This window comes from Cupriavidus sp. GW823-FHT07A04 (assembly GCF_058794615.1).
Genome location: NZ_JBXAHA010000010.1, coordinates 75,375 through 94,982 on the forward strand (window position 1 = coordinate 75,375; position 19,608 = coordinate 94,982).

Genomic DNA, 19,608 nt, shown 5'->3' on the forward strand with positions numbered 1-19,608 from the left:
GTGTGCTTGCGTGGCGTTTTTGCGTCGGGCGGGCTCAGGAGCCGGCCAGCGCGTTGTCGAACAGCGCCTGCTCGCTGGCCTTGTGCTCCGCCGAAAAGCGCACGGCAATGGCGCACAGGGCGGAGACGATGGCCGCCGCGCCCAGCACGGTCAGCGTTTGCTGCAGGTTGCCGCCCAGGCCCTTCATCAGGAAGCCCGCCGCCACGGCGCCCACATTGCCGCCGGCACCAATGATCCCGGCCACGCCGCCCAGCGCCTTGCGGTCGATAAAGGGCACCAGCGCATAGGTGGCGCCGCAGGCCATATGGGTGAACAGGCCGAAGCCCAGCATGGCGGCCACGGCAGCCACGACGTGATGCGCCTGGGCAAACCACAGCAGGCCCAGGCCTTCACCCAGGATCAGCACGAACAGCAGCATGGATCGCGCATCCAGGCCACGGCGCAGCGCAGCCTTGTCCGACAGCCAGCCGCCCAGGGCACGGGCGAACAGGGCGAGCAGGCCAAAGCTGGCCGCGGCCAGGCCGGCGCTGCCGAGCGACAGGCCAAAGTGATCCACGTAATAGGTAGCGGCCACGTTGTGGATGAAGATCTCCACGCCGAAGCAGGCACCGTAGGTGATGAACAGCATCCACACGCGGTAGTTGCCAGCAGCGGCGACAAAGCTGGCCCAGCCGCCTTTCTTGCCGCTGTCGATGGCGATGCCGCGCGCGCGCAGATCCTTGAAGTCGCCTTGCGGGCAGTCCTGCGTATAGCGCCAGTACAGCACCGCCATGATCAGCATCAGCACGCCCGGCACCAGCAGCGCCAGGCGCCAGCCCATGGTGTGGCTCACGCCCAGCATCAGCACGCCACCCAGCAGCAGCGGCATCAGCGCTTGCGCCGCGCCACCGCCGGCATTGCCCCAGCCGGCGGCTGCCGCGTTGGCGGTGCCCACCACGTTGGGCGCGAACATCACCGAGGTGTGGTACTGCGTGATCACGAAGCTCGCGCCAACCGCGCCAATCAACAGGCGGAAAAACAGGAAGGCTTCGTAGCTCTGTGCCATCGCCACGCCCAGCACGGGGATCGCACCGAGAGCGAGCAGGCCGGTGTAGGCGCGGCGGGGACCAAAACGGTCGCACAGCGGGCCAATGGCCAGCCGCACGAGAATGGTCACGGCCACGGCCGCGATATTGATATTGGCGATCTGGTCGGGAGTCAGGCCGAATTCGCCCTTGAGCACCGGCATCAGCGGCGCGCAGGCGAACCACGCGAAGAAGCACACGAAGAAGGCCATCCACGTCAGGTGGAAGGCGCGCATCTGCGGGGTGCGCAGGCTTAGCAGTTCGATGCGGGTGGCTTTGCCGGTCATCATGGCTCCATAAAAACAAATGGCGTCCCGCAATCCGGTCGTGAAGACCAGATCAGGGGACGCCGTTGTCCTGGTGGCAGCGGTGAAGACCGCTGCCACCCTGTGTGGGGTGAGCGGGCCGCCGTTGGTCCGCTCGCGTCTTGTTACGCAAGCGGTGTGCCAGGGCGGTTTGTGATGGATGAAGGGGTTTTTGCGCTGCGCGGGAGCATCAGGCCGGGAGGCGATGCGCCGAGGTGGGGCGGGGCGGCACGGTCATGGTGCAGTGCAATGGACCGGGGCGGTGCGCGCGGTGGTGCAGGTAGTAGCTGGTATTTTGGCTGTCCCGGCTCAGGCCGTGGATGCCGCGTGGTGATAGTTATGCCACTTCCGCCTGCGATGCCAAGTCCTTGGCTCCGAGCCACCAGAACCCGCACTGGACGCCACCGTGCCCAGGCGCCATCGTCAATTCGAGCATGTTCGAGTCAGATCGAGGCCGAATGACACACCGCCTCCACGCGATTGCCCGCCGGATCGACGAGAAACGCTGCGTAGTATCCGGCATGGTAGCCAGGCCGCAGGCCCGGATCCCCATCCGACGATCCCCCGGCGGCGAGGCCCGCGGCAAAGAACGCGTCGACCTGTTTGCGGGACGACGCCTTGAAGCACCAATGCCGCTTGTTTGCTTCGATCCTGCTCGGGTCGAGATAGACCGCCAGGCACGTCGACGCCACATCGCTGGACGTGCAGCGCTCGCCATAGCCAAGCGCATCGGAGCGGTCATAGACCTTCGTTGCGCCCAACGTCTGCATGATCGCGTCATAGAAGGGGCGCGCTGCGTCGAGGTTGGGCACGCCGATTGAAACATGATCGAGAAGTTGCATTGGGTTTGGCTCTGGCTGGTTCCTGGGCTGTTGTTCTTGCGCGGGGCATAGGGATCGTCGCCGGCAAATCTGCCTTGCGAGAGCCTGAGGGACATTTCCCGGCGCCGCCGGGGCATGGGCTGAAGCGTCGAACGTCGAAGAATGGGCTCCCACTTTACAACCTGCCTGGGAATCCGTGTTCAGCCCGTTCACTGAGCTTTGGGCAGTGATAATCGACGTTCTGCGTGAGGTAGCGGCCAGGTGGGATCTTCCGTCCGGGATTCTTGGCAGGATGCGGGGAGGGGGACCGGGAAGCCGCACGTGGCCCCGCACTCGAACGGATGCCTGGATAGCGGAGAATGTGCCAGGAGCGCCAAAGGCAAACTGGCTTCTCAATTCGGGGCTTCATGTCTTACACACGGTTGCTGTGTAAAACTAGGCGGTCCCGCATCAAACGCATCAAACGCAAGAGCGACGAACCACCACATGGAAAACATCCCCCCAAGCGTCCTGATCCACGTCTACGCCGGAGAAGATGACGCGGAGCCAATGTTCGAAGAACTGCCCGCCAGCCAAATCGATGAAGACATCTACGAGCTTCTCGCCTCGCCCGGTCTCGCCTTGAATCTGGCAAGAGGCGACATCGTCTCCATCAAGAATAGAAACGCGCATGCCGAAGTCCTGTCGAGGGGCGGGAATTTCTGCGTTCAAATCTATGAGGATGAAGATATCCCGCAGGCAATCCTGTCACGCCTGGAGAAGGAGGTGGCAGCTGAGCTGGGCGGAACGCTGGATGGGATCAACGGCGGGAATCTGTCATTGACCATCCCATCCAAAAACGGGATGGACCGAATCCGCGACGTCTTTGACAGGTTTCGCGACCAGACCGGGATTCAGTGGTACTACGCGAACATCTACCGGAATCTGGACGATCCCGATGATGAAACACTGCTGGACTGGTGGCTGAAGGATTGACGGCCGATCGCGCCCAGGCTCACGCTTGCGGGGCAGGCGCTTGCGGGGATTCGCCTTCAGCCGCCGGCGCTGGCCGCCGGCTGGCGTGGTAAATCTCGATATCGTTGGGCCGCACCAACTGATCCGCATCATCCACCAGCGCCGCGCGCACGCGGCGCCCCTCCGGTGCGGTAAGCAACGTCACCGGCCCTTGGCCGCTGGCGGCCAGGTGGCGATCCCCCCATTGCATCAGCCCGATGATCACCGGCAGCAACTCCACCGCGGCGCGCGTCGGCCGGTACTCGAACCGTTCCCGCTCGCCCGGCTCCCGATAGCTCACCTTGCGCAGGATGCCTGCCTCGGTCAGCGTTTTGAGCCTGGCCGACAGCACGGCGGGGGAGCACTGCAGGCGCTCCAGGAAATCGTCGAAGCGCCTGATGCCGTGGAAAACGTCGCGCAAGATAAGAATTGTCCACTTCTCTCCAATCAGCGAGAGGGTCGCGGCAATCGAGCAGTTGCGGAGTTCTTGGGCGGTGAGATCCATCCGTTGAGCATAGCAGGCTAACTTCATTTGCAAAAGTCAGGGTATTGCCTATACTCCTGACTATGAAATATGAAGTCAGGAGCCGGACATGCAGCCTTCGAATCCTCCCAGCCTTGCCGGCCAATCCCGCCTGACCGGCGGCGGCCGGCATGCTGGCTGCCCGGAATGCGCCGAGACCTGGAAGTTGAGCGGTGGCGAGCGCGTGGTCGTGCGCGCTGTTCGTGCCGCTGATGCCGAGAGAGAGCGGGCCTTCGTCCAGGCCCTGTCGCGCGAGAGCCGTTATTACCGCTTCCTGACCGGCGGACGCGTGTCCGACGAGGTAATCGACCTGTTCATCGAGAGCAACGCCGGCCTGGCGCTGGTGGTCACGGCGGAAGTGGAGGGGCTGCCGATGATCGTCGCCAACGGCAACTACGTGGTGACGCGTGGCGAGGATGGCGACGTTGGCGAGTTCGCTGTGGCGGTGGCCGACGACTGGCAAGGCAAGGGTATCGGCCGCCGGCTGATCCAGCGTCTGCGCGACGCGGCGCTGGGCGCCGGCCTGCACCTGCTGCGCGGGGATGTGCTGAGCGAGAACCGCCGCATGCTGGCGCTGATGCGGGAGTTCGGCTTCTCCACCCGGCGCAACCCGGAAGACAGCCTGCTGTATGAGGTCAGCCTGGTGCTGGGCGAGCTGGCCGGCTACGGCGCGCAGCAAGCCGTGGCGCGGCTATCGGCGGCCTAGGCCTCGGCGCTTGCGCGCTTGCGCGATCCGGCTGTCATCGTGCACCCCACCGACGCCGTGATGATGCTGCCAATCGCCAGCCATTGCTGCGTGTTCAGCGTTTCGTGCAAAAACGCAAGGCCTGCCAGCGCGCCCATGGCAGGTTCCATGCTGAGCAGGATGCCGAAGGTGCGGCGCGGCAGCCGCTTGAGCGCCACCATTTCCAGCGAATAGGGAATGGCGCTGGAGAGCAGGCCAACCGCCAGCCCTGCTGCCAGCAGCGACGGGCTGAACATGGCCGCGCCGGCATGCGCCAGCCCGAAGGGCAGCACGACCAGCGATGCCATGGTCAGCCCGAGCGAGGTGGCTTGCCCGCCGTGCGCGTTGCCTGCCATCTGCCCGAAGATGATGTATAGCGCCCAGCCCACGCCGGCCGTCAGCGCGTAGCCGATGCCCACGGGATCGAGCGTGGCAACGTTCTCCCCAAGCGGCAACAGCAACAGCAAGCCTGCCACCGCAAAGGCAATCCAGAGAAAGTCGATGGCCCGCCGTGACGACGACACGGCGACCGCCAGCGGCCCGGTGAACTCGATGGCAATCGCCAGCCCGAGCGGGACGGTGCGCAGCGACATATAGAACAGCAGGTTGGTGGCGCCCAGCGCCGCGCCGTATAGCGCGATCACACGGGCGTTGGCCAAGCTTAGCGGCATCCGCCAGGGCCGCCACACGCATAGCAGGATCAACGCCGAAAAGCTCACCCGCAGCGCCGTGGTGCCCTGGGCGCCAACCTCGGCAAACAGGCTCTTGGCAAACGACGTACCGACGCAGAGCGAAGCCATCGATCCGATCAATGCCAGCACGGCGATCAGGGTGGCACTTTGTTTCAGGCGATTCAGCGGCAATTGCGACTCTCAGGCGATTCTGCGAGCCCGAATCTTGAACGATCCTGGCCCGGCTGGCTAGGCTGCGATGTGCTGCAAGCGCACCGCGTAACGTTCGCCCGCGGCAGCCAGCGCTTGGTCATCCAGCTTGCCCGCCTCATAGAGCAGGAAGGGCTCGGACCACGGCAGGCCGCAGCGGTTGGCGGTGGCCTGCAAGGGGCGCAGCAACTCGGCAAGCGCAAACAGATTGACGCCGCCTGGCCCGTAGGCTTGCGGCACGTTGCCAGCGGTGGCGGCTACCAGCATGGGCTTGCCTTCCAGCGCGCGGCCCTCGGTCTCATAGGCGATGTAGAACATGCGGGTCAGCACGGCGTCCTGCCAGGTTTTGAGCAGCGCGGGCGTGGCATACCACTGGAGCGGGAACTGAAACACGATGCGGTCCGCGCCAAGCAGCCGGCGGACTTCGGCGTCCACATCAATGGCGCCGTCCGGGTAGAGGGCGTAGAGGTCCGCGATTTCTACGCCGGGCAGTGTGCTGGCCGCATTGCACAGGGCGCGATTGGCCTTGGATTGGCCGAACTGGGGATGGAACAGCAGGATCAGGGTCTTGGACATGGGGGGCTCCGGTTGGTAGTGCCGTGGTGCGTGCCGTGGTGATGTCTCAAGGATGCCGCTTCACACCAAATCATTCCAATGGATAGTTTGTATGCTCTATTATCCGTTTCATGAATTTACGTGCGATCGACCTCAATCTGCTGACCGTGCTGGACGCCTTGCTCGACGAAGCCCATGTGTCGCGTGCCGCGCAGCGTGTCGGGCTGTCCCAGCCAGCCGCCTCCAGCGCGCTGGAGCGCTGCCGCCATCTGTTCAAGGATCGCCTGCTGGAGCGTGCGCCTGGCGGCATGCAGCTCACGCCGAGGGCGCAGGCTCTGCGCGCGCCGCTGAAGCAGGCGCTGGCCTCGGTGGCGACGGTGATTGGTGAGCCTGAGGTGGATCTGGCGAGCTTGTCGCAAACGGTGCGCGTGCGGATGGCGGACCATCCCGCCGTGCTGGTGGCGCGGCAACTGCATCGGCAACTGGCGCGCAGCGCGCCGGGCGTCAATCTCGTGCTGCAGCCGTGGCAGGGTGCCGATGCTGCGCTCGGGTCCCTGGCGCGAGGGGACAGCGATCTCGCTGTATCCGTGTTTCCCGCCGTGGGCGCGGATTTTCGCCGCCGGCCGTTATTGCGCGAGCACTACGTGGTTGCCATGCGGCGGGGCCATCCCGCGGCCACCGGCTTTGGCCTGGAGCGCTGGCTGGAGTACCCGCATGTGTTGGTATCCGGCCGTGGCGATATCCACGGGCCGCTGGACGATGCACTGGCCGGGCTGGGCCTGGCGCGGCGCGTCGGCATGGTGGTGCCGAGCTTCATGATGGTGCCGCCGCTGCTGGCCGATTCCGACCTGATCGCCATGCTGCCCAGCCGCTGCCTGCCCGAGGACCCGGCACAGGCCCTGGCGACGTTCGCGCCGCCGGTGGCGGTGGAGGGTTTTTCCCTCCACCTGGCCTGGCATGCGCGCCGCGACGATGACGTGGCCGTGCGGCATGTGGCGGGCCTCATCGAAGGCCTGCTGGCGGCGTAGCTTAGTAGTTGAGCGCCACGTTGAGCATGACCGTACGGGGATTGCCCACCGGCACGATGTTGTTGCTCAGGCCGCCGGCGTAGTACGCCTTGTCGAACACGTTCTTGACGTTGAGCGCGGCCTTCCAGTGCGATGCCACATAGCCCACGCCAAGGTCCGCCACCGCGTAGCCGGGCACGGTGTAGTTGAAGGTGTAGCCGCGCTTGGCGCTCTCCGCGCGCATGCCGGCGCCGGCGTACCAGCCTGCGAGCGGCCCGCGGAAATGCTTGGTGCCCCAAAGCGAGACGCTGTGCCGGGGCACGTTGTTGAGCGGCTTGCCCACATTGGCGGCAACCGTGTCTTGCGTGACCTCGCTGGCGACGTAGGCATAGGCGCCCGCCAGGCTCCAGCCGCCGCCAAGATCCGCCGTCAGCTCTGCCTCCAGCCCGCGCGTGCGCTGCTCGCCCGTGGCAATGCTGAAGCCGGTATTGACCGGGTCCGAGCTCAGCACGTTGCGCCGGGTCAGGTCGAAGGCAGACAGGGTCAGCAGGCCGCTCTTGTTGGGCAAATCGAACTTGATGCCCACCTCGGCCTGGCGCCCCGTCTCGGGCTTGAAGGTGCCGCCGTTGACGTCAGTGCCGCTATTGGGCAGGAACGAGGTCGCGTAGCTGACATAGGGACGTGCCCAGCTGGTCAGGTCGAACATCAGCCCGGCGCTGCCGGTGATGGCCCGCGCGGTGTCGTCCAGGCGCGTGGCGGCCAGGCGGTCCGTGGTGCTGGTGCGGGCGGTGTCGTGGCGCAGGCCGGCGGTGAGCAGCCAGCGCTGGGCAAACCGCACCTGGTCGCGCGCGTAGAAGCCCAGCGTGCTGACGTTGTCTTCCTGGTTCAGGCTGTAGGCGCTGGGGCAGTTCACGGCCGCGCCATAGACCGGGTTGTAGACGTTCAGCGCCGCGACGCGGCAGGTGCGCTGCAGGCGGCTCTCGTTGCTGCGGTTGTAGTCCACGCCGAGCGTGATCTCATGCTGCTGCCCGGCAAGCTCGAAGCGCCGCTGCAGGTTGGTGTCCACGCCGATGGTGGTGCCGGAGAAGTCCTGCTGCGTGCCGCTGCGGTTGAGCAACTGGCTGTTGACTGCCATGGTGCCGCCCGCGATCAGCGTGCCGGCCAGCGACAGCGTTTGCCAGCGGAAATTCTGGTTCAGCGTCCAGCCGGAATCGAAGCGGTGGGTCAGCGCATAGCCCAGCCGGTTCTGCTCGCCGTCGTATGGCGCCAGGCCCGGCTCGCCGGTAAAGCGGCTGTTGGGCAGGGTGCCGTTGCGGTTGGCAGTGATCGTGCCATTCACGGGCAGGCCTTGCTGGCGCACATATTGCCGCTCGTTGTGGCTCGCCAGCAGGGTCAGGTCGGTGCGCGCGCCCAGGTCCAGCGACAGCGACGGCGCGATATAGCGGTTGCGGTAATAGACGTAGTCGGTCGCGTCGTCGCTGTTCATCGCCAGGGCGTTCACGCGCAGCGCGGCCTTGCCGTTTTCCGACAACGGCGTGCCCACATCCGCCGTGGCCTGCCGCAAGCCGTAGTTGCCTACCGTCAGCCCCAGTTCGCCAAACAGTTCGGGCCTGGGGCGCTTGCTGACGATATTGACCATGCCGCCCGGCTGCACCTTGCCGAACAACACCGAGGCCGGGCCTTTGAGCACTTCCACGCCCTGCGCGCCGAACAGCTCCTGCGCCACGCGGTTGTTGGACTCGACCAGCAGGCCATCGACAAAGACGGATTCCGATGCGCGCTGGCCGCGGATGATGAAGTCGTCCCAGCCGCGCCGGCCGTAGACATTGGTGACCACGCCCGCGGAATTGGCCAGTGCGTCACCCAGGGTTTGCGCTTGCTGGCTGTCCATCAGGTCGCGCGTGATCACGGTGATGGACTGCGCGCTGTCCGCCGCGGACGTGCCGGACTTGGTCACGCCCGCCGCCCGGCGCGTGGCAAAGCCGGTGTCGGCACGGGGGTCTTCGGCGGCGCTGACCGTGACGGACGGCAAGGTGGTCTCGGCGTCCGGGGCGGCCTGGGCCATGGCAGGGGAGAACAGGCAGCCCAGGGCGGCCGGGGCAATCAGTTGGCGAGTGAGCATGGTGCTGCGAGAGTGCGGAAAGCGCCGGATTGTAAATGATAATGATTATCGTTTGTTGGGTTTTGCAATGAAATCGGGCCGTGCTTAGCCGGGGACGGCGGTGCCGAACGCATGCGCCGGTTTTGCGCCTCGCCTTCCAACGCGCTTTCCACCTCAAGCGCGGCAGACTATGGTGACTAGGAGGCAAGAGCCCGAACAGGAGAACACCATGGCATCGTCAGCATCCCCCCGCCGCATCGTGATTACCGGCGCCGGTGGCGCGCTTGGCCGCGCCGTTACCCAGGCGTTCGCGGACGAGGGGGCGCGGCTGGCCCTGATCGACCGCGACGCGGCAGTGCTGCGCGCGCACGCGCCGGTGCCCGAGGCCGCGGACTGGCACCTGTTGCTGGCGGCGGACGTGACCTCGACGGACAGCATGGCCGTGGCGGCGCGCAGCATCCTCGACGCGTTCGGTGGCGTGGATGTGCTGGTGCACGTGGCCGGCGGCTTCGAGATGGGCGAGCCCGTGCATGCGCTCAGCCGCGAATCCTGGATGCGGATGATGGATCTGAACGCCTGGTCGCTGGTGGCCGTGACGCAGCATCTGCTGCCCGCCATGCTTGCGCAGGGCGCCGGCAAGGTCGTGGCGGTGACCGCGCGCGGCGCCGCCAACGGGGCCGCCGCGATGGGCGCCTACTGCGCGTCAAAGAGCGCGTTGCAGCGTCTGGTGGAGAGCTTGTCGCATGAGGTGCGCCGGGCTGGCATTAACGTCAACAGTGTCGCGCCGGGCACGCTCGACACCCATGCCAACCGCCAGGCCATGCCCGCCGCCGATCCCACCGACTGGGTCTCGACCGCGTCGGCGGCGCGCGCCATTGCCTTCCTGGCCTCGGACGCGGCGCAGGCGATCCATGGGCAGCATGTGGTGCTGGATGGGCTGAGCTGAGCGGCGCAACGACGCCAGCATCTTTTGGAAACGGCCTCTAAGCCTTGCGCTGTGCCAGCGGCAATGTCGCCAGCCGCTCCAGCACGATGGCACGCATGCCCGCCGGCGCCGGCAACTGCTCCAGCAATGCCGGCCAGCGCTCGTGCGCCATCGCCACAGCGTCTTTCACGGCGGCGGTGGCGATGCGCTCGGCGATCCGTGCCTTGCGCGCGAACTCGCGGTAGGTCTGCAGGGTTTGCTCGCGCTGCTGGCGGTCGATGGCCACATTCTGGCCGAAGCCGGCAAAGCCCGGCAGGGCGGCCACGCTGACGATGTCGTAAGCGGGCGAGAGCTCGGGCGCGACGCCGTTGCGGTACAGGAAGGAGAAGTTCTTCAGGTGGGCATCGCTGTTGCCCAGCAGGGTATTGATGGCTTGGCGGATAAAGAACTGCCGCACGTCTTCGATGCCGCGCACGCTCAGGCGCTCCAGCAGTTGCACCAGGGCGGCGTAGGCGTCATGGCCGCCATACTTGCGGTTGGGCATGCGGGTCAGCAACTGGCAGCCGTCTTCGGCATGCACGCGCCCGCCGGGCTCGCGGTCGAAGCGGTCCACGGCGAGGAAGTGCAGGCCGGTGCCAAGGGCCTCGGCCAGCCCCTCGACCTCGATGGCGGCAAGCGGCACGGGCCGGCACGGCGCCACCGCCACGCCAGCGGCCTGCGCCAGCTGCATCGACACGTATTCGTTGAAGACCTGGCTATCGTCATTGCGCGCGGGCAGCTTGGCGATCAGGTCGGAGAGATGCCCGTGGGTGGGCATGGTGTAGCGCTTGCCGGCATGCGCGGTGGACAGCGCCAGCTTGTTCTGCACGCCCGAGACCGAGGCCGCGCCTTCGGTGGCGCCTTCGATCACGGCAATTTCCAGGTTGTCCGCTCCGCCCGTCACGCCGACGGTGCGCACGTGCTCGGGCAGGGCGTCGATGGGCGCGGGGCGCACCACCACCGCGCCCGGCAGGTCGTCGCCGGCGGCGGCCAGGATGCCGAAATCGTCGCGGTCTTCGGGATGGTGGCGCGTGGCCTCCAGGCGCTTGCGCAGCTCGCTCTCGGGCAACAGCCCGGCGAAGTAGGGCGGCAGCGCCGCGTTGGTGTTGTACAGCGCGGGATGGAAGGGGTTGGACAGCACCGAGGCGGTCAGCGTGTCGTTGCCGGGGAAGGTCAGCGAAAGGCTGAGCGTGGGCCGCAGCGTGTCGCCGCGGAAGGCTTCCGCCGGCACGAAGCGGCAGGTGCGCCCGACCTCGCACAGATGGCCGCACAGCACGCCGTGCAGGTGCACTTCCAGATAGCGGGGGCGCAGCCCGGGGCTCATGATTCCTGCTCCAGGAACATTTCCACCGAGGTCTTGGCCTCGCGGTCCGGCCCGCTGTCCTTGCCCTCGACCAGGCGCTTCACGGCGAGCAGGTGCTCGCGTGGCACCAGGACCCATTCCGCATCGAGCGCGGCACCCACGGCTTCGAGTGTGGAGGCGCGCACATCGCTGCGGCCGCTCAACGCCGTGGTCAGGTTGGACGGCGCCATGCCGATCAGCCGGGCCACTTCCCCCAGCGAGGATTTGCGCGTGGCTCGGCGTGCCTGGAGCTGATCAAAGAATGATGCCATGACATGTTTTCACATCGAAGGATATGAAATAGCATAGCACACGACGGCATTTATTATGTTATCGCATAATTTATGTCAAATTTATATGTCATAGCATGAGTCTGCGCGATCAGGCCGCCTTACTCTGGTCTGCCGCTTGCCCTGCGGACGCCAGAATGCGGAAGCGGCCCAGTTCATCCGGCGCGCACTGTGCAATCAACCCGGTTTCCCAGGCCAGGTAGGCACGCGCGGCGTCCTTGTTGCCCTCGTGCCGGTCGTGCACGAAAAACAGGTAGTCGATACGCGCTTCCGGCGGCAGCCCCACCGGCTCGGCCGCCTCGGGCAGCCCCGCGGCCTGCCAGGTGCGGTAGCCCTCGGCCAGCCGGTACACGTGGCGATAGCCGGCGGCCAGCAGATCCTGCCCGGCTAGGCTGGCGATGTGCGGCTCGCTCGCGATCAGGATGACCGGCTGGTCGTGGGTGGCGCCAAGGCGCTCGAGCGTGGCGGGCAGGCGCGGGCGGATCGACCAGGTGGCGCCTTCGGCATGGCCGCGGGCGTACTCGGCGCTTTCGCGCAGGTCGATGCGCAGCGCGTCAGGCGCCTGCGCGTGCAGCGCGCGCAGCAGGTTGGCGTCGAGCACCGGCAGGGCGTGGGTGGGCAGGGTGCGCGGCGGCGCGCTCGCCTTGATGGCGGCGTTGACGCCGTGCGCGAGCACGGCGCTCTCATAGCCCAGCTGGTAAAGCCAGCTGGCCACCACCGGTGCGCGCACGCCATCGTCGTCGAACACGATCACGCGGCTGCCGCGCACGCCGATGTACTGGTCGGTGGCCTGCACCAGCTGGCCGCCGGGCGCGTGCCGCGCGCCGTCGATCGAGCCTTGCGCGAATTCCTCGGCAGTGCGGATATCCAGCAGGTAGGTGGTGCGGCTGTCGTCGTCCAGCCACTGCTGCGCCTGCGTGGCCGACAGCGCGGGCAAGCCAGCGCGCTGCAGCAGCCGGGCCGAGCGAGCGCGCGCCTCGGCCAGCTCGCTGGCCGGCGGGGCCGCCGGGTAGCGGCGCTGGCTGCCGTGCTCGAGCGCGTGGTCGGCCAGGTACCAGCCCTGCGTGCCGTTCTCCAGCGCCAGCACGGGATTGGGCAGGCCAAGGTTGCGCAGCGTCTGCGCGCCGATGATGCTGCGCGTGCGCCCGGCGCAGTGCACCACCACGGTGGTCTGTGCATCCGGCAGCAGTGTCGCCAGGCGCAGGGCCAGCTCGCCGTTGGGCAGGCTGTGTGCGCCGGGGATGGTCATCTTCTGGTGCTCGGCAAAGGTGCGGCCATCCACCAGCACCAGCGGCTCGCCGCTGTCGCGGCGCGCCACCAGTTCAGCAGCGCTCAGGCGCGGCGTGTGCTGCTGGTGCTCGACCAGTTCGCCAAACGTCTTCGATGGCACGTTGACGCCCTTGAACAAGGTGTAGCCGGCCGCGGCCCACGCCGCTGCGCCCCCCGCCAGCAGCGTGAGATTGCTGTAGCCCAGGCCAGCCAGGCGCTGTGCCGCCAGCTCGGCCACGCCGTCGCCGTCGTCGAACAGCACGATGCGCTCGGCCAGGCGCGGCGCCAGGCGGGCAACATCCAGCTCCAGCCGGCTGTAGGGCAGGGGCACGGCGAAGAAGGGATGGCCCTCGCCATATTGGCCGTGCTCGCGCACGTCGAACAGCGCCAGGGGCTGGCCGTCGTTAAGCCAGCCGCGCAAGGTGACGGCGTCGATGGATTGGGTCATGGCGTGCTCCGCGTGAACAAGGGATGGGGCTGTTGTCTTGGCCGCAATGTCAGGCCGCTGCTTTCTCGCTGCGGTTCATCTGGGTGGCGTTGTAGTTGACGATGCGCCCGGTCTCCAGCTCCACGCCGATGCGCCCCGTCAGCGTTTCGAGTGGACGGCCGTAGAGGTGGAAGTGCAGCGTGGGGGCCTCGCCCACCACGTGGATGCTATGGATGTCCTGCGGCAGGAAGCTGATCGGCGTGCCCGGGCGCACCACCAGCTCGCGCTCCAGTTCGATGCTGGCCCGCTCGGGGTTGCTGCCGTCGTCGGTGCGGCGGTAGACGCGGTTGAGCTCATCGCCTTGCACGGCCACGATGACGGCCCACGTGTCATGGTTGTGCGGAATGGTCTTCTTGCCCGGCACGATCGAATTGAGGTAGAGCGCTGGCAACTGGCCTTCTCCGCTCAGCCGATAGCGGGTAGAGGTGGTGGTGCCGTCGCTGGGCGGCGGGAAATCGGCAAAGCCGAACAGGTCCTTCTGGTCGGCCAGCTTCTGCAGGGCGGCGGTGACCTGCCCGAGCGTGGCGCGATCCACCTCGCGCTGTGCCGTCAGTGCGCTGACTTCGGCGAGGGTGGCGGCAATGGCCGCATTGCGCTGGTTTTGCTGATCGGTCTGGTTGGTCTGATTGGTCTGGTTGGTCTGGGTCGTCATGGGGGGAGATCCTGTTATGAATACGATGCAGTGGCAGGTGGCGGCCGTGCTCCACTCTACGGAGTGCGGGACCCGGGAAGAACTAACAATATCGCCGATGCATATTCGGTTTTGATCTGGTGCAAGGCGACATGAGGCCTGCGGCGTCGCATTGCGCATTGCATCGACTATCGCATCACGCATTGCATGACCAACGGCGGAAAGATTCGTTGCCGCGGCGCGGGGCCGGGTCCTAGAGTAGGCCGCTAGAGGTGAGGGTGTTCACGGCCAAGCCGGGCAACCACCAAGCCGCCACCCTCCAATGAGAGAACCAGCATGAGCCAACCACTGCACGAACGCCTGCAACCCTATCCCACGGAAAAGCTGCAGGCGCTGGCGGCGCAAACGCCCCTGCGCACCAGCCTGCCGCCGATCAGCTTCAGCTGGGGCGAGCCGCAACATGCCACGCCGCACCTGGTTGTGCAGGCGCTGGCGGAACACGCCGGCAGCATCGGCCGCTATCCCAAGGTGGCTGGCAGCGACGCGCTGCGTGAGGCCATCGCCGCCTGGGTCGCGCGCCGCCACGGCGTGGCCGGCCTCGACCCGGCGCGCGAGATCGTGCCCGTCAACGGCGCCAAGGATGGTTTGTTCAGCCTGGCGCAAGTGGTGCTGCGCGCCAACCGGCCGCAGCATGGCGCGCCGGTGGTGCTGGTCAGCAATCCGGGCTACCAGGTCTACGAAGGCGCGGCGCTGCTGGCCGGCGCCGAGCCGTATTACCTCGACATCGACCCCGCGCAAGGGCTGGCCGCCGCGTTCGACGCGGTGCCCGCGCACATCTGGCCGCGCGTGCGGCTGGCCTACCTTTGCTCGCCGGACAACCCTTCTGGCCGCGTCTACGCGCTGCCCGACTGGGAGCACGTGCTGGCGCTGGCCGAGCGGCACGGCTTTCATATCGTGTCGGACGAGTGCTACTCCGAGCTGTACTTCGACGAGGGCGCGCCGCCGCTGGGGGTGCTGGCCGCGGCCCAGGCGCTCGGCCGGGACCGCCAGCGCATCCTGGCCGTGGCCAGCTTGTCCAAGCGCTCCAACGCGCCCGGCCTGCGCTCCGGCTTTGTGGCAGGCGACGCCGATGTGCTGGAGCGCCTGCGCTTGTACCGCAGCTATTGCGGCGGCGTGCTGAGCCCGGCGGTGCAAGGTGCCAGCATCGCAGCCTGGCAGGACGAGGCGCACGTGGTGGAAAACCGCCGTCTGTACCGCGAGAAATTCGCCTTCACCATTCCGCGGCTGCAGCAGGTGGCCCGCCTGGCGCAGCCGCAGGCGGGTTTCTTCGCCTGGCTCGACATCCGCGCCAGCGGGCTCGACGATGTGGCCTTCACGCGCGAACTGCTGGCCGAGCAGAACCTTGCCGTGGTCCCGGGGACCTTCCTGGCACGCACGGTGAATGGCCGCAACCCGGGCGCGGGCCATGTCCGCATCGCCCTGGTGGCCGCCGCCGAGGAATGCGCGCAGGGCGTGGAGCGGCTGGTGGCCTTTGCCCGCGCGCGGCAACCCGCGGCGGCATGATGTCCGCGCCAGGCACGGCATAACGATCTGCGATCTGATTCGTTAGCGCCCGGTGCAACTTCTTTTAGGCTTCAACCTGCCCAGCATTTTCAAGAGCTTCTCGCCATGACCATTACCGACTTGTCCCAGACCTTGGCCGATACTGACGCAAACGCCGACGCCACGGCCGTTGCCGACCACGTAAGCGGCGCTCGCGCCGCGGCGGTCGCCGCCTTCATCGCCCGTGCCCGAGAGATCGTCGGCGGCCACGCCGCCGACAAGACGCCGCTGGCCGCGATCGCCGACGAACTGGTGGCGCTGGCTGGCCAGGCGCATCTGTTCCCGCCGGCGCATTTCCCCGTGGATGCGGCCAGGCCCGCCGCGATCTACCGGCTGGCGGAAGACCCGGACGGTCGCTTCGCCTTGTTCGCCTCGGCTGGCCTGCCGGGCAAGGCACAGCCGCCGCACGACCACACCACCTGGGCGGTGATTGCCGGTGTGCGCGGCGTGGAGCGCAACGTGATCTTTCATCGCAGCCAGGGCAGCAAGCCCGGGCTCGACACGCTGGAGCCGCTGCGCCAGCTCGATGTACAGGCAGGCAATGCCATTACGCTATCGCCCACCGATGTGCATACCATCGAACTGATCGGCGACACGCCTGGCCTGCACCTGCACTTCTACGGCCTCACGCTGCCCCGCCTGAGCGAGCGCGTGAAGTTCGACCCCGCGCCCGAGGGGGGCACGCAATACAGCTACCGCACCTTTGCCGCGCCTGCGCTGATCCGCCATCCGCTGGTGAGCCCGGCCGCGCTCAAGCGCGCCATCGCCCAGGGGGAGGAACTCGCCGTGCTGGACGCGCGGGAAGAGGGTGCTTTCTCGCGTGAGCACCTGTTGTTCGCCGTGCCCGCGCCGCTGGGCCGGCTCGAGACCACGATCGACCGGCTGGTGCCGCGCCGCACCACGCGCATCGTGGTGACGGATCTGGTCGAGGATATCGCCCACGCGGCCGCGGCCAAGCTGCTGCGCTTTGGCTATACCAACGTATCCGTGCTGGAGGGCGGCACGCGTGCCTGGCAGGCCGCTGGCTATGAAATCTTCAGCGGCACCAACGTGCCCAGCAAAGCCTTCGGCGAAGTGATCGAGCACGAGCTGCACACGCCGTGGATCACCGCCGAGGCGCTCAAGCTGCACCAGACGCGTGGCGACAACGTGGTGGTGGTGGACAGCCGCCCCTTCACGGAATTCCAGAACATGAGCATCCCCGGCGCGGTGGACTGCCCGGGGGCTGAGCTGGTCTACCGCATCGGCGAGATCGTACCCGATCCCGAGACGCTGGTGGTGGTCAATTGCGCCGGCCGCACGCGCAGCATCGTGGGCGCGCAGACGTTGATCAACGCCGGCATTCCCAATCGCGTGGTGTCGCTCAAGGACGGCACCATGGCATGGCTGCTGGCCGGCTACCAGCTCGACCACGGCCAGACCCGTTTCGCGCCACAGCCTGGCGAAGCCGCCCAGGCCGCGGCGCGTGAACGGGCCGCCCGCGTGGCGCAGCGCGCTGGCGTGCAACATATCGATGCGGCGCAGCTAGCCGCTTTCGCGCAGCAGGCGGATGACCGCACGCTGTACCGCTTCGACGTCCGCTCGCCCGAGGAATACACCGCAGGCCACCTGCCGGGCTGGCGCAGCGCCCCCGGCGGCCAGCTGGTGCAGGCCACCGATGCCTACGCCGGTACCCGCCGCGCCCGCATCGTGCTGGCCGACTGGGATGGCGTGCGCGCACAGATCACGGCAGCCTGGCTGGCCCAGTTCAGCGGCCACGAGGTCTACCTGTTCCGCCCGGCACCGCTGGCACCGCGCGAATCCGGCCCCGAGCCCGTGCGCGTGCTGCGCGCCTCCGAGGCCGAAGCGCCGTGGATCGAAGCCGCATCGCTGTCCGCGCTGCAAGCGCAGGGCGGGGCAACGGTGGTGGACGTGGATAGCAGCCTGGCATTCCGACGCGGCCACCTGCCCGGCGCATGGTTCGCCACGCCGGAGAAGGTCGCGCTGGCGCTGGAGCATGCCAGAGCCGACCACATCATCGTGGTGACCTCCTCCGACGGCGTGCTGGCGCAAGCGGTAGCGGCCGAGTTGCGCCGCACCAGCCAGCGCGACGTACGCGCACTGCTCGGCGGCAACGCACGCTGGCAAGCGCTTGGCCTGCCAACGGAATCCGGCGAGGCCGGCACGGCCGCCGCAGCGCGAATCCTGACCGGCGACGAAGACGCGTGGTACAGCGCCTACGCCTACGAGGATGAAAGCCGCCGGAAGTCCGAGATGCACGCCTACCTGAACTGGGAAATCGGCCTGGTCGATCAACTCGAACGCGACGGTGATTTGCCGGTGCGGCTGGTGGATTACAGCCAGCAGTAGGCGCGAAAGGCATCGCTTCGGCCAGCGCCCGCCCTCTCCCCCGGCCCCTCACACAAGTGGGAGAGGGGAGCCAACCAACGGCAACAGAAACGACATCGTCAGCGCACCGATTCGGTGTAGCCGTGTTTCCCGCCCGAAGGGGCGGGAAACACCCCAGCGCGATGCGAAGCGAGCCGTCAAGGTGTGCCAAGGCCGTATGGGGCGCCTCGGGATTCGGCGAAAAGAGCGGAAAAGAGGGACCCATGTCTGAGTATCGCCTTAAGGCGATGCGAGTTTGGGTCCCGGCCGCTCTTTTCGCCGGATATCGAGGGGTAGTCGCCCCATCCGGCGCGCCTTCTTTGCCTACTTTCTTGGCAAGACAAGAAAGTAGGTCGCCGCCCCGCAGGGGTGGTGAAACTGCAGTTGCCTTTGCCGTTGACTTACCTCAACGACACAACGACACAACGACACAACGACACAACGACACAACGACACAACGACACAACGACACTTACCGCAACGACATCCCCGAAGCCAAAATCACCGAAGCATACCTAGGCAAATCCCGAGCCAACGTAGCATCCAGCTCCTGCGCCGAAGACCCCACCACAACATACCCCGCATCCTCCAGCTGTCCCCGCGTAGCCGGCACATCAAGCACAGCCGCAACATCGCGGCTAATGCGATCCACCACATCAGCAGGCGTAGCCGCAGGCGCAAGCAGCCCCTGCCAGCTTTCCACCGCGAAACCCGCAGCACCTGCCTCCGCCATGGTCGGCACCTGTGGCAGCGCCTTCGAGCGATAGGGCGTGGTCACCGCCAGCGCAGTCAGCCGGCCGGAGCGCACGTAATCGGTCACCGCCGCGAGCGTGATCAGTGTTGCGTCGATATGCCCGCCAAGCAGGTCCACCGTGGCGGGCGCGCCCCCGGCGTAGGGAATGTAGTTGACCTTGATGCCGGTCTGGCGCGATAGCATTTCATGGGCCACGTGGGCAATGCCGCCATTGCCCGGCAGGCCAAGCGTGACCTCGCCGGGCTTCTTGCGTGCCAGCGCGATGTAGTCCTGCAGGTTGCGCACGCCAAGATCTGGCCTGGCGACCAGGATCTGCGGATTCACCACCGCCTTGCTGACACCGCGAAACGCGCGGCTCGCATCGTACGGCAGCGTCTTGAACAGCGAGGCGTTCAGCGTCACGCCTTCGCCACCCAGCAGCAAGGTGTAGCCGTCTGGCTTGGCCCGCGCCACCTGCGCGGCACCCAGGGTGCCGCTGGCGCCCACCACGTTTTCCACCACCACGGGCTGGTCCCATTTCTCGCTGAGCTTGAGCGCCAGCGTACGCGCGAGCTTGTCGGCGCTGCCGCCGGGCGCCACCGGCACCACGATGCGCACGGGACGCGCGGGGAAGGCCTGCGGGGCCTGCGTGGCATAGCTGTGAAAGGGTACGCCAGCGATGGCCGCCGCCGCAGCGGCGACGGGCAGGCAGAGAAGGGAGCGGAACAGGGTGCGACGTTGCATGACGGTAATGCCTGAGGCGAATCGAGCGCAAAGCTTAGAAAGCGTGGCCCCTGCGGCCAACGAATCTTTCCGCGCATGGATATGCGGCCGCGCTGTGCTGCCACGGGAAACGGAATGCGCATAACGATTGGCTCTTTTATTCGTTCCGTGCCCGGCGGCGCTTGCGTACAGTTTGTCGGCTGCATTGCACTAACCACGACTTAGC

17 protein-coding genes are annotated in these 19,608 nt (G+C 67.1%); 6 read left to right on the top strand and 11 right to left on the bottom strand.

What is annotated here, in order from left to right:
* Positions 1-34: 34 nt before the first annotated feature.
* Both AC1Q7Q_RS18490 and AC1Q7Q_RS18495 read right to left on the bottom strand, forming a co-directional pair.
* A complete protein-coding gene (locus AC1Q7Q_RS18490; RefSeq protein WP_492374351.1) occupies positions 35-1,351 on the bottom strand; it encodes an MFS transporter in 1,317 nt (438 codons plus the stop codon).
* A gap of 461 nt (positions 1,352-1,812) precedes the next feature.
* On the bottom strand, positions 1,813-2,211 hold the full coding sequence (locus tag AC1Q7Q_RS18495) for a VOC family protein (protein WP_492374335.1): 399 nt from the start codon (positions 2,209-2,211) through the stop codon (positions 1,813-1,815).
* Positions 2,212-2,676: 465 nt separating this feature from the next.
* Between AC1Q7Q_RS18495 and AC1Q7Q_RS18500 the strand changes: the two genes are divergently transcribed.
* Positions 2,677-3,165 (top strand): DUF4265 domain-containing protein, encoded by a 489-nt coding sequence (locus AC1Q7Q_RS18500; protein ID WP_492374336.1) that lies wholly within the window; start codon positions 2,677-2,679, stop codon positions 3,163-3,165.
* A 19-nt stretch (positions 3,166-3,184) separates the two neighbouring features.
* On the opposite strand, the gene AC1Q7Q_RS18505 is transcribed toward AC1Q7Q_RS18500, so the two are convergent.
* A complete protein-coding gene (locus AC1Q7Q_RS18505; protein WP_492374337.1) occupies positions 3,185-3,688 on the bottom strand; it encodes a winged helix-turn-helix transcriptional regulator in 504 nt (167 codons plus the stop codon).
* An 88-nt stretch (positions 3,689-3,776) separates the two neighbouring features.
* Here AC1Q7Q_RS18505 and AC1Q7Q_RS18510 point away from each other — a divergent pair, with 88 nt between their 5' ends.
* Positions 3,777-4,412, top strand: coding sequence for a GNAT family N-acetyltransferase (locus AC1Q7Q_RS18510; RefSeq protein ID WP_492374338.1), 636 nt, complete (start codon positions 3,777-3,779; stop codon positions 4,410-4,412).
* On the opposite strand, the gene AC1Q7Q_RS18515 is transcribed toward AC1Q7Q_RS18510, so the two are convergent.
* Positions 4,409-5,293 carry an EamA family transporter gene (locus AC1Q7Q_RS18515; protein WP_492374339.1) on the bottom strand — a complete coding sequence of 295 codons (885 nt, stop codon included), beginning with the start codon at positions 5,291-5,293 and terminating at the stop codon, positions 4,409-4,411. The genes AC1Q7Q_RS18510 and AC1Q7Q_RS18515 overlap by 4 nt on opposite strands.
* 57 nt (positions 5,294-5,350) lie before the next feature.
* The gene (locus AC1Q7Q_RS18520; RefSeq protein ID WP_492374340.1) at positions 5,351-5,887 is read right to left on the bottom strand and encodes an NAD(P)H-dependent oxidoreductase; all 537 of its coding nucleotides are present in this window, start codon (positions 5,885-5,887) and stop codon (positions 5,351-5,353) included.
* Positions 5,888-5,997: 110 nt separating this feature from the next.
* Between AC1Q7Q_RS18520 and AC1Q7Q_RS18525 the strand changes: the two genes are divergently transcribed.
* On the top strand, positions 5,998-6,894 hold the full coding sequence (locus AC1Q7Q_RS18525; RefSeq protein WP_492374341.1) for a LysR substrate-binding domain-containing protein: 897 nt from the start codon (positions 5,998-6,000) through the stop codon (positions 6,892-6,894).
* Position 6,895: 1 nt separating this feature from the next.
* Here AC1Q7Q_RS18525 and AC1Q7Q_RS18530 read toward each other — a convergent pair whose 3' ends face one another.
* The gene (locus AC1Q7Q_RS18530; protein ID WP_492374342.1) at positions 6,896-8,995 is read right to left on the bottom strand and encodes a TonB-dependent siderophore receptor; all 2,100 of its coding nucleotides are present in this window, start codon (positions 8,993-8,995) and stop codon (positions 6,896-6,898) included.
* 208 nt (positions 8,996-9,203) lie between these two features.
* On the opposite strand from AC1Q7Q_RS18530, the gene AC1Q7Q_RS18535 reads away from it, so the two are divergent.
* A complete protein-coding gene (locus AC1Q7Q_RS18535; protein ID WP_492374343.1) occupies positions 9,204-9,920 on the top strand; it encodes an SDR family NAD(P)-dependent oxidoreductase in 717 nt (238 codons plus the stop codon).
* A gap of 37 nt (positions 9,921-9,957) precedes the next feature.
* On the opposite strand, the gene AC1Q7Q_RS18540 is transcribed toward AC1Q7Q_RS18535, so the two are convergent.
* The 4 genes from AC1Q7Q_RS18540 to AC1Q7Q_RS18555 all read right to left on the bottom strand — a co-directional run bounded on the left by AC1Q7Q_RS18540 (position 9,958) and on the right by AC1Q7Q_RS18555 (position 13,978).
* On the bottom strand, positions 9,958-11,262 hold the full coding sequence (locus AC1Q7Q_RS18540) for a type II toxin-antitoxin system HipA family toxin (RefSeq protein WP_492374344.1): 1,305 nt from the start codon (positions 11,260-11,262) through the stop codon (positions 9,958-9,960).
* Positions 11,259-11,552: a helix-turn-helix domain-containing protein gene (locus tag AC1Q7Q_RS18545; protein ID WP_150992224.1), complete on the bottom strand. Its 294-nt coding sequence runs from the start codon at positions 11,550-11,552 to the stop codon at positions 11,259-11,261. Before AC1Q7Q_RS18545 ends, AC1Q7Q_RS18540 begins: the two co-directional genes overlap by 4 nt.
* A 109-nt stretch (positions 11,553-11,661) precedes the next feature.
* Positions 11,662-13,287, bottom strand: a complete 1,626-nt coding sequence (locus tag AC1Q7Q_RS18550) for a rhodanese-like domain-containing protein (RefSeq protein ID WP_492374345.1) — start codon at positions 13,285-13,287, stop codon at positions 11,662-11,664.
* Positions 13,288-13,336: 49 nt separating this feature from the next.
* A complete protein-coding gene (locus AC1Q7Q_RS18555) occupies positions 13,337-13,978 on the bottom strand; it encodes a cysteine dioxygenase family protein (protein WP_492374346.1) in 642 nt (213 codons plus the stop codon).
* A gap of 315 nt (positions 13,979-14,293) precedes the next feature.
* Here AC1Q7Q_RS18555 and dapC point away from each other — a divergent pair, with 315 nt between their 5' ends.
* Both dapC and AC1Q7Q_RS18565 read left to right on the top strand, forming a co-directional pair.
* Complete coding sequence (dapC, locus tag AC1Q7Q_RS18560) at positions 14,294-15,520, top strand: succinyldiaminopimelate transaminase (protein WP_492374347.1); 1,227 nt, start codon at positions 14,294-14,296, stop codon at positions 15,518-15,520.
* A gap of 105 nt (positions 15,521-15,625) precedes the next feature.
* Positions 15,626-17,908, top strand: coding sequence for a rhodanese-like domain-containing protein (locus AC1Q7Q_RS18565; protein ID WP_492374348.1), 2,283 nt, complete (start codon positions 15,626-15,628; stop codon positions 17,906-17,908).
* Between the two features lie 490 nt (positions 17,909-18,398).
* Here the strand turns inward: AC1Q7Q_RS18565 and AC1Q7Q_RS18570 are convergent, their stop codons facing one another.
* A complete protein-coding gene (locus AC1Q7Q_RS18570) occupies positions 18,399-19,403 on the bottom strand; it encodes a tripartite tricarboxylate transporter substrate binding protein (protein WP_492373177.1) in 1,005 nt (334 codons plus the stop codon).
* Between the last annotated feature and the right edge of the window lie 205 nt (positions 19,404-19,608).

Bases quoted from the DNA above. Each gene is read 5' to 3' on its own strand.
- AC1Q7Q_RS18550 (WP_492374345.1), bottom strand. From the start codon at position 13,287: ATGACCCAATCCATCGACGCCGTCACCTTGCGCGGCTGGCTTAACGAC.
- AC1Q7Q_RS18545 (WP_150992224.1), bottom strand. From the start codon at position 11,552: ATGGCATCATTCTTTGATCAGCTCCAGGCACGCCGAGCCACGCGCAAA.
- AC1Q7Q_RS18500 (WP_492374336.1), top strand. From the start codon at position 2,677: ATGGAAAACATCCCCCCAAGCGTCCTGATCCACGTCTACGCCGGAGAA.
- AC1Q7Q_RS18565 (WP_492374348.1), top strand. From the start codon at position 15,626: ATGACCATTACCGACTTGTCCCAGACCTTGGCCGATACTGACGCAAAC.
- AC1Q7Q_RS18555 (WP_492374346.1), bottom strand. From the start codon at position 13,978: ATGACGACCCAGACCAACCAGACCAATCAGACCAACCAGACCGATCAG.
- AC1Q7Q_RS18510 (WP_492374338.1), top strand. From the start codon at position 3,777: ATGCAGCCTTCGAATCCTCCCAGCCTTGCCGGCCAATCCCGCCTGACC.
- AC1Q7Q_RS18540 (WP_492374344.1), bottom strand. From the start codon at position 11,262: ATGAGCCCCGGGCTGCGCCCCCGCTATCTGGAAGTGCACCTGCACGGC.
- AC1Q7Q_RS18490 (WP_492374351.1), bottom strand. From the start codon at position 1,351: ATGACCGGCAAAGCCACCCGCATCGAACTGCTAAGCCTGCGCACCCCG.
- AC1Q7Q_RS18570 (WP_492373177.1), bottom strand. From the start codon at position 19,403: ATGCAACGTCGCACCCTGTTCCGCTCCCTTCTCTGCCTGCCCGTCGCC.
- AC1Q7Q_RS18495 (WP_492374335.1), bottom strand. From the start codon at position 2,211: ATGCAACTTCTCGATCATGTTTCAATCGGCGTGCCCAACCTCGACGCA.
- AC1Q7Q_RS18525 (WP_492374341.1), top strand. From the start codon at position 5,998: ATGAATTTACGTGCGATCGACCTCAATCTGCTGACCGTGCTGGACGCC.
- AC1Q7Q_RS18520 (WP_492374340.1), bottom strand. From the start codon at position 5,887: ATGTCCAAGACCCTGATCCTGCTGTTCCATCCCCAGTTCGGCCAATCC.
- AC1Q7Q_RS18535 (WP_492374343.1), top strand. From the start codon at position 9,204: ATGGCATCGTCAGCATCCCCCCGCCGCATCGTGATTACCGGCGCCGGT.
- AC1Q7Q_RS18530 (WP_492374342.1), bottom strand. From the start codon at position 8,995: ATGCTCACTCGCCAACTGATTGCCCCGGCCGCCCTGGGCTGCCTGTTC.
- dapC (WP_492374347.1), top strand. From the start codon at position 14,294: ATGAGCCAACCACTGCACGAACGCCTGCAACCCTATCCCACGGAAAAG.
- AC1Q7Q_RS18505 (WP_492374337.1), bottom strand. From the start codon at position 3,688: ATGGATCTCACCGCCCAAGAACTCCGCAACTGCTCGATTGCCGCGACC.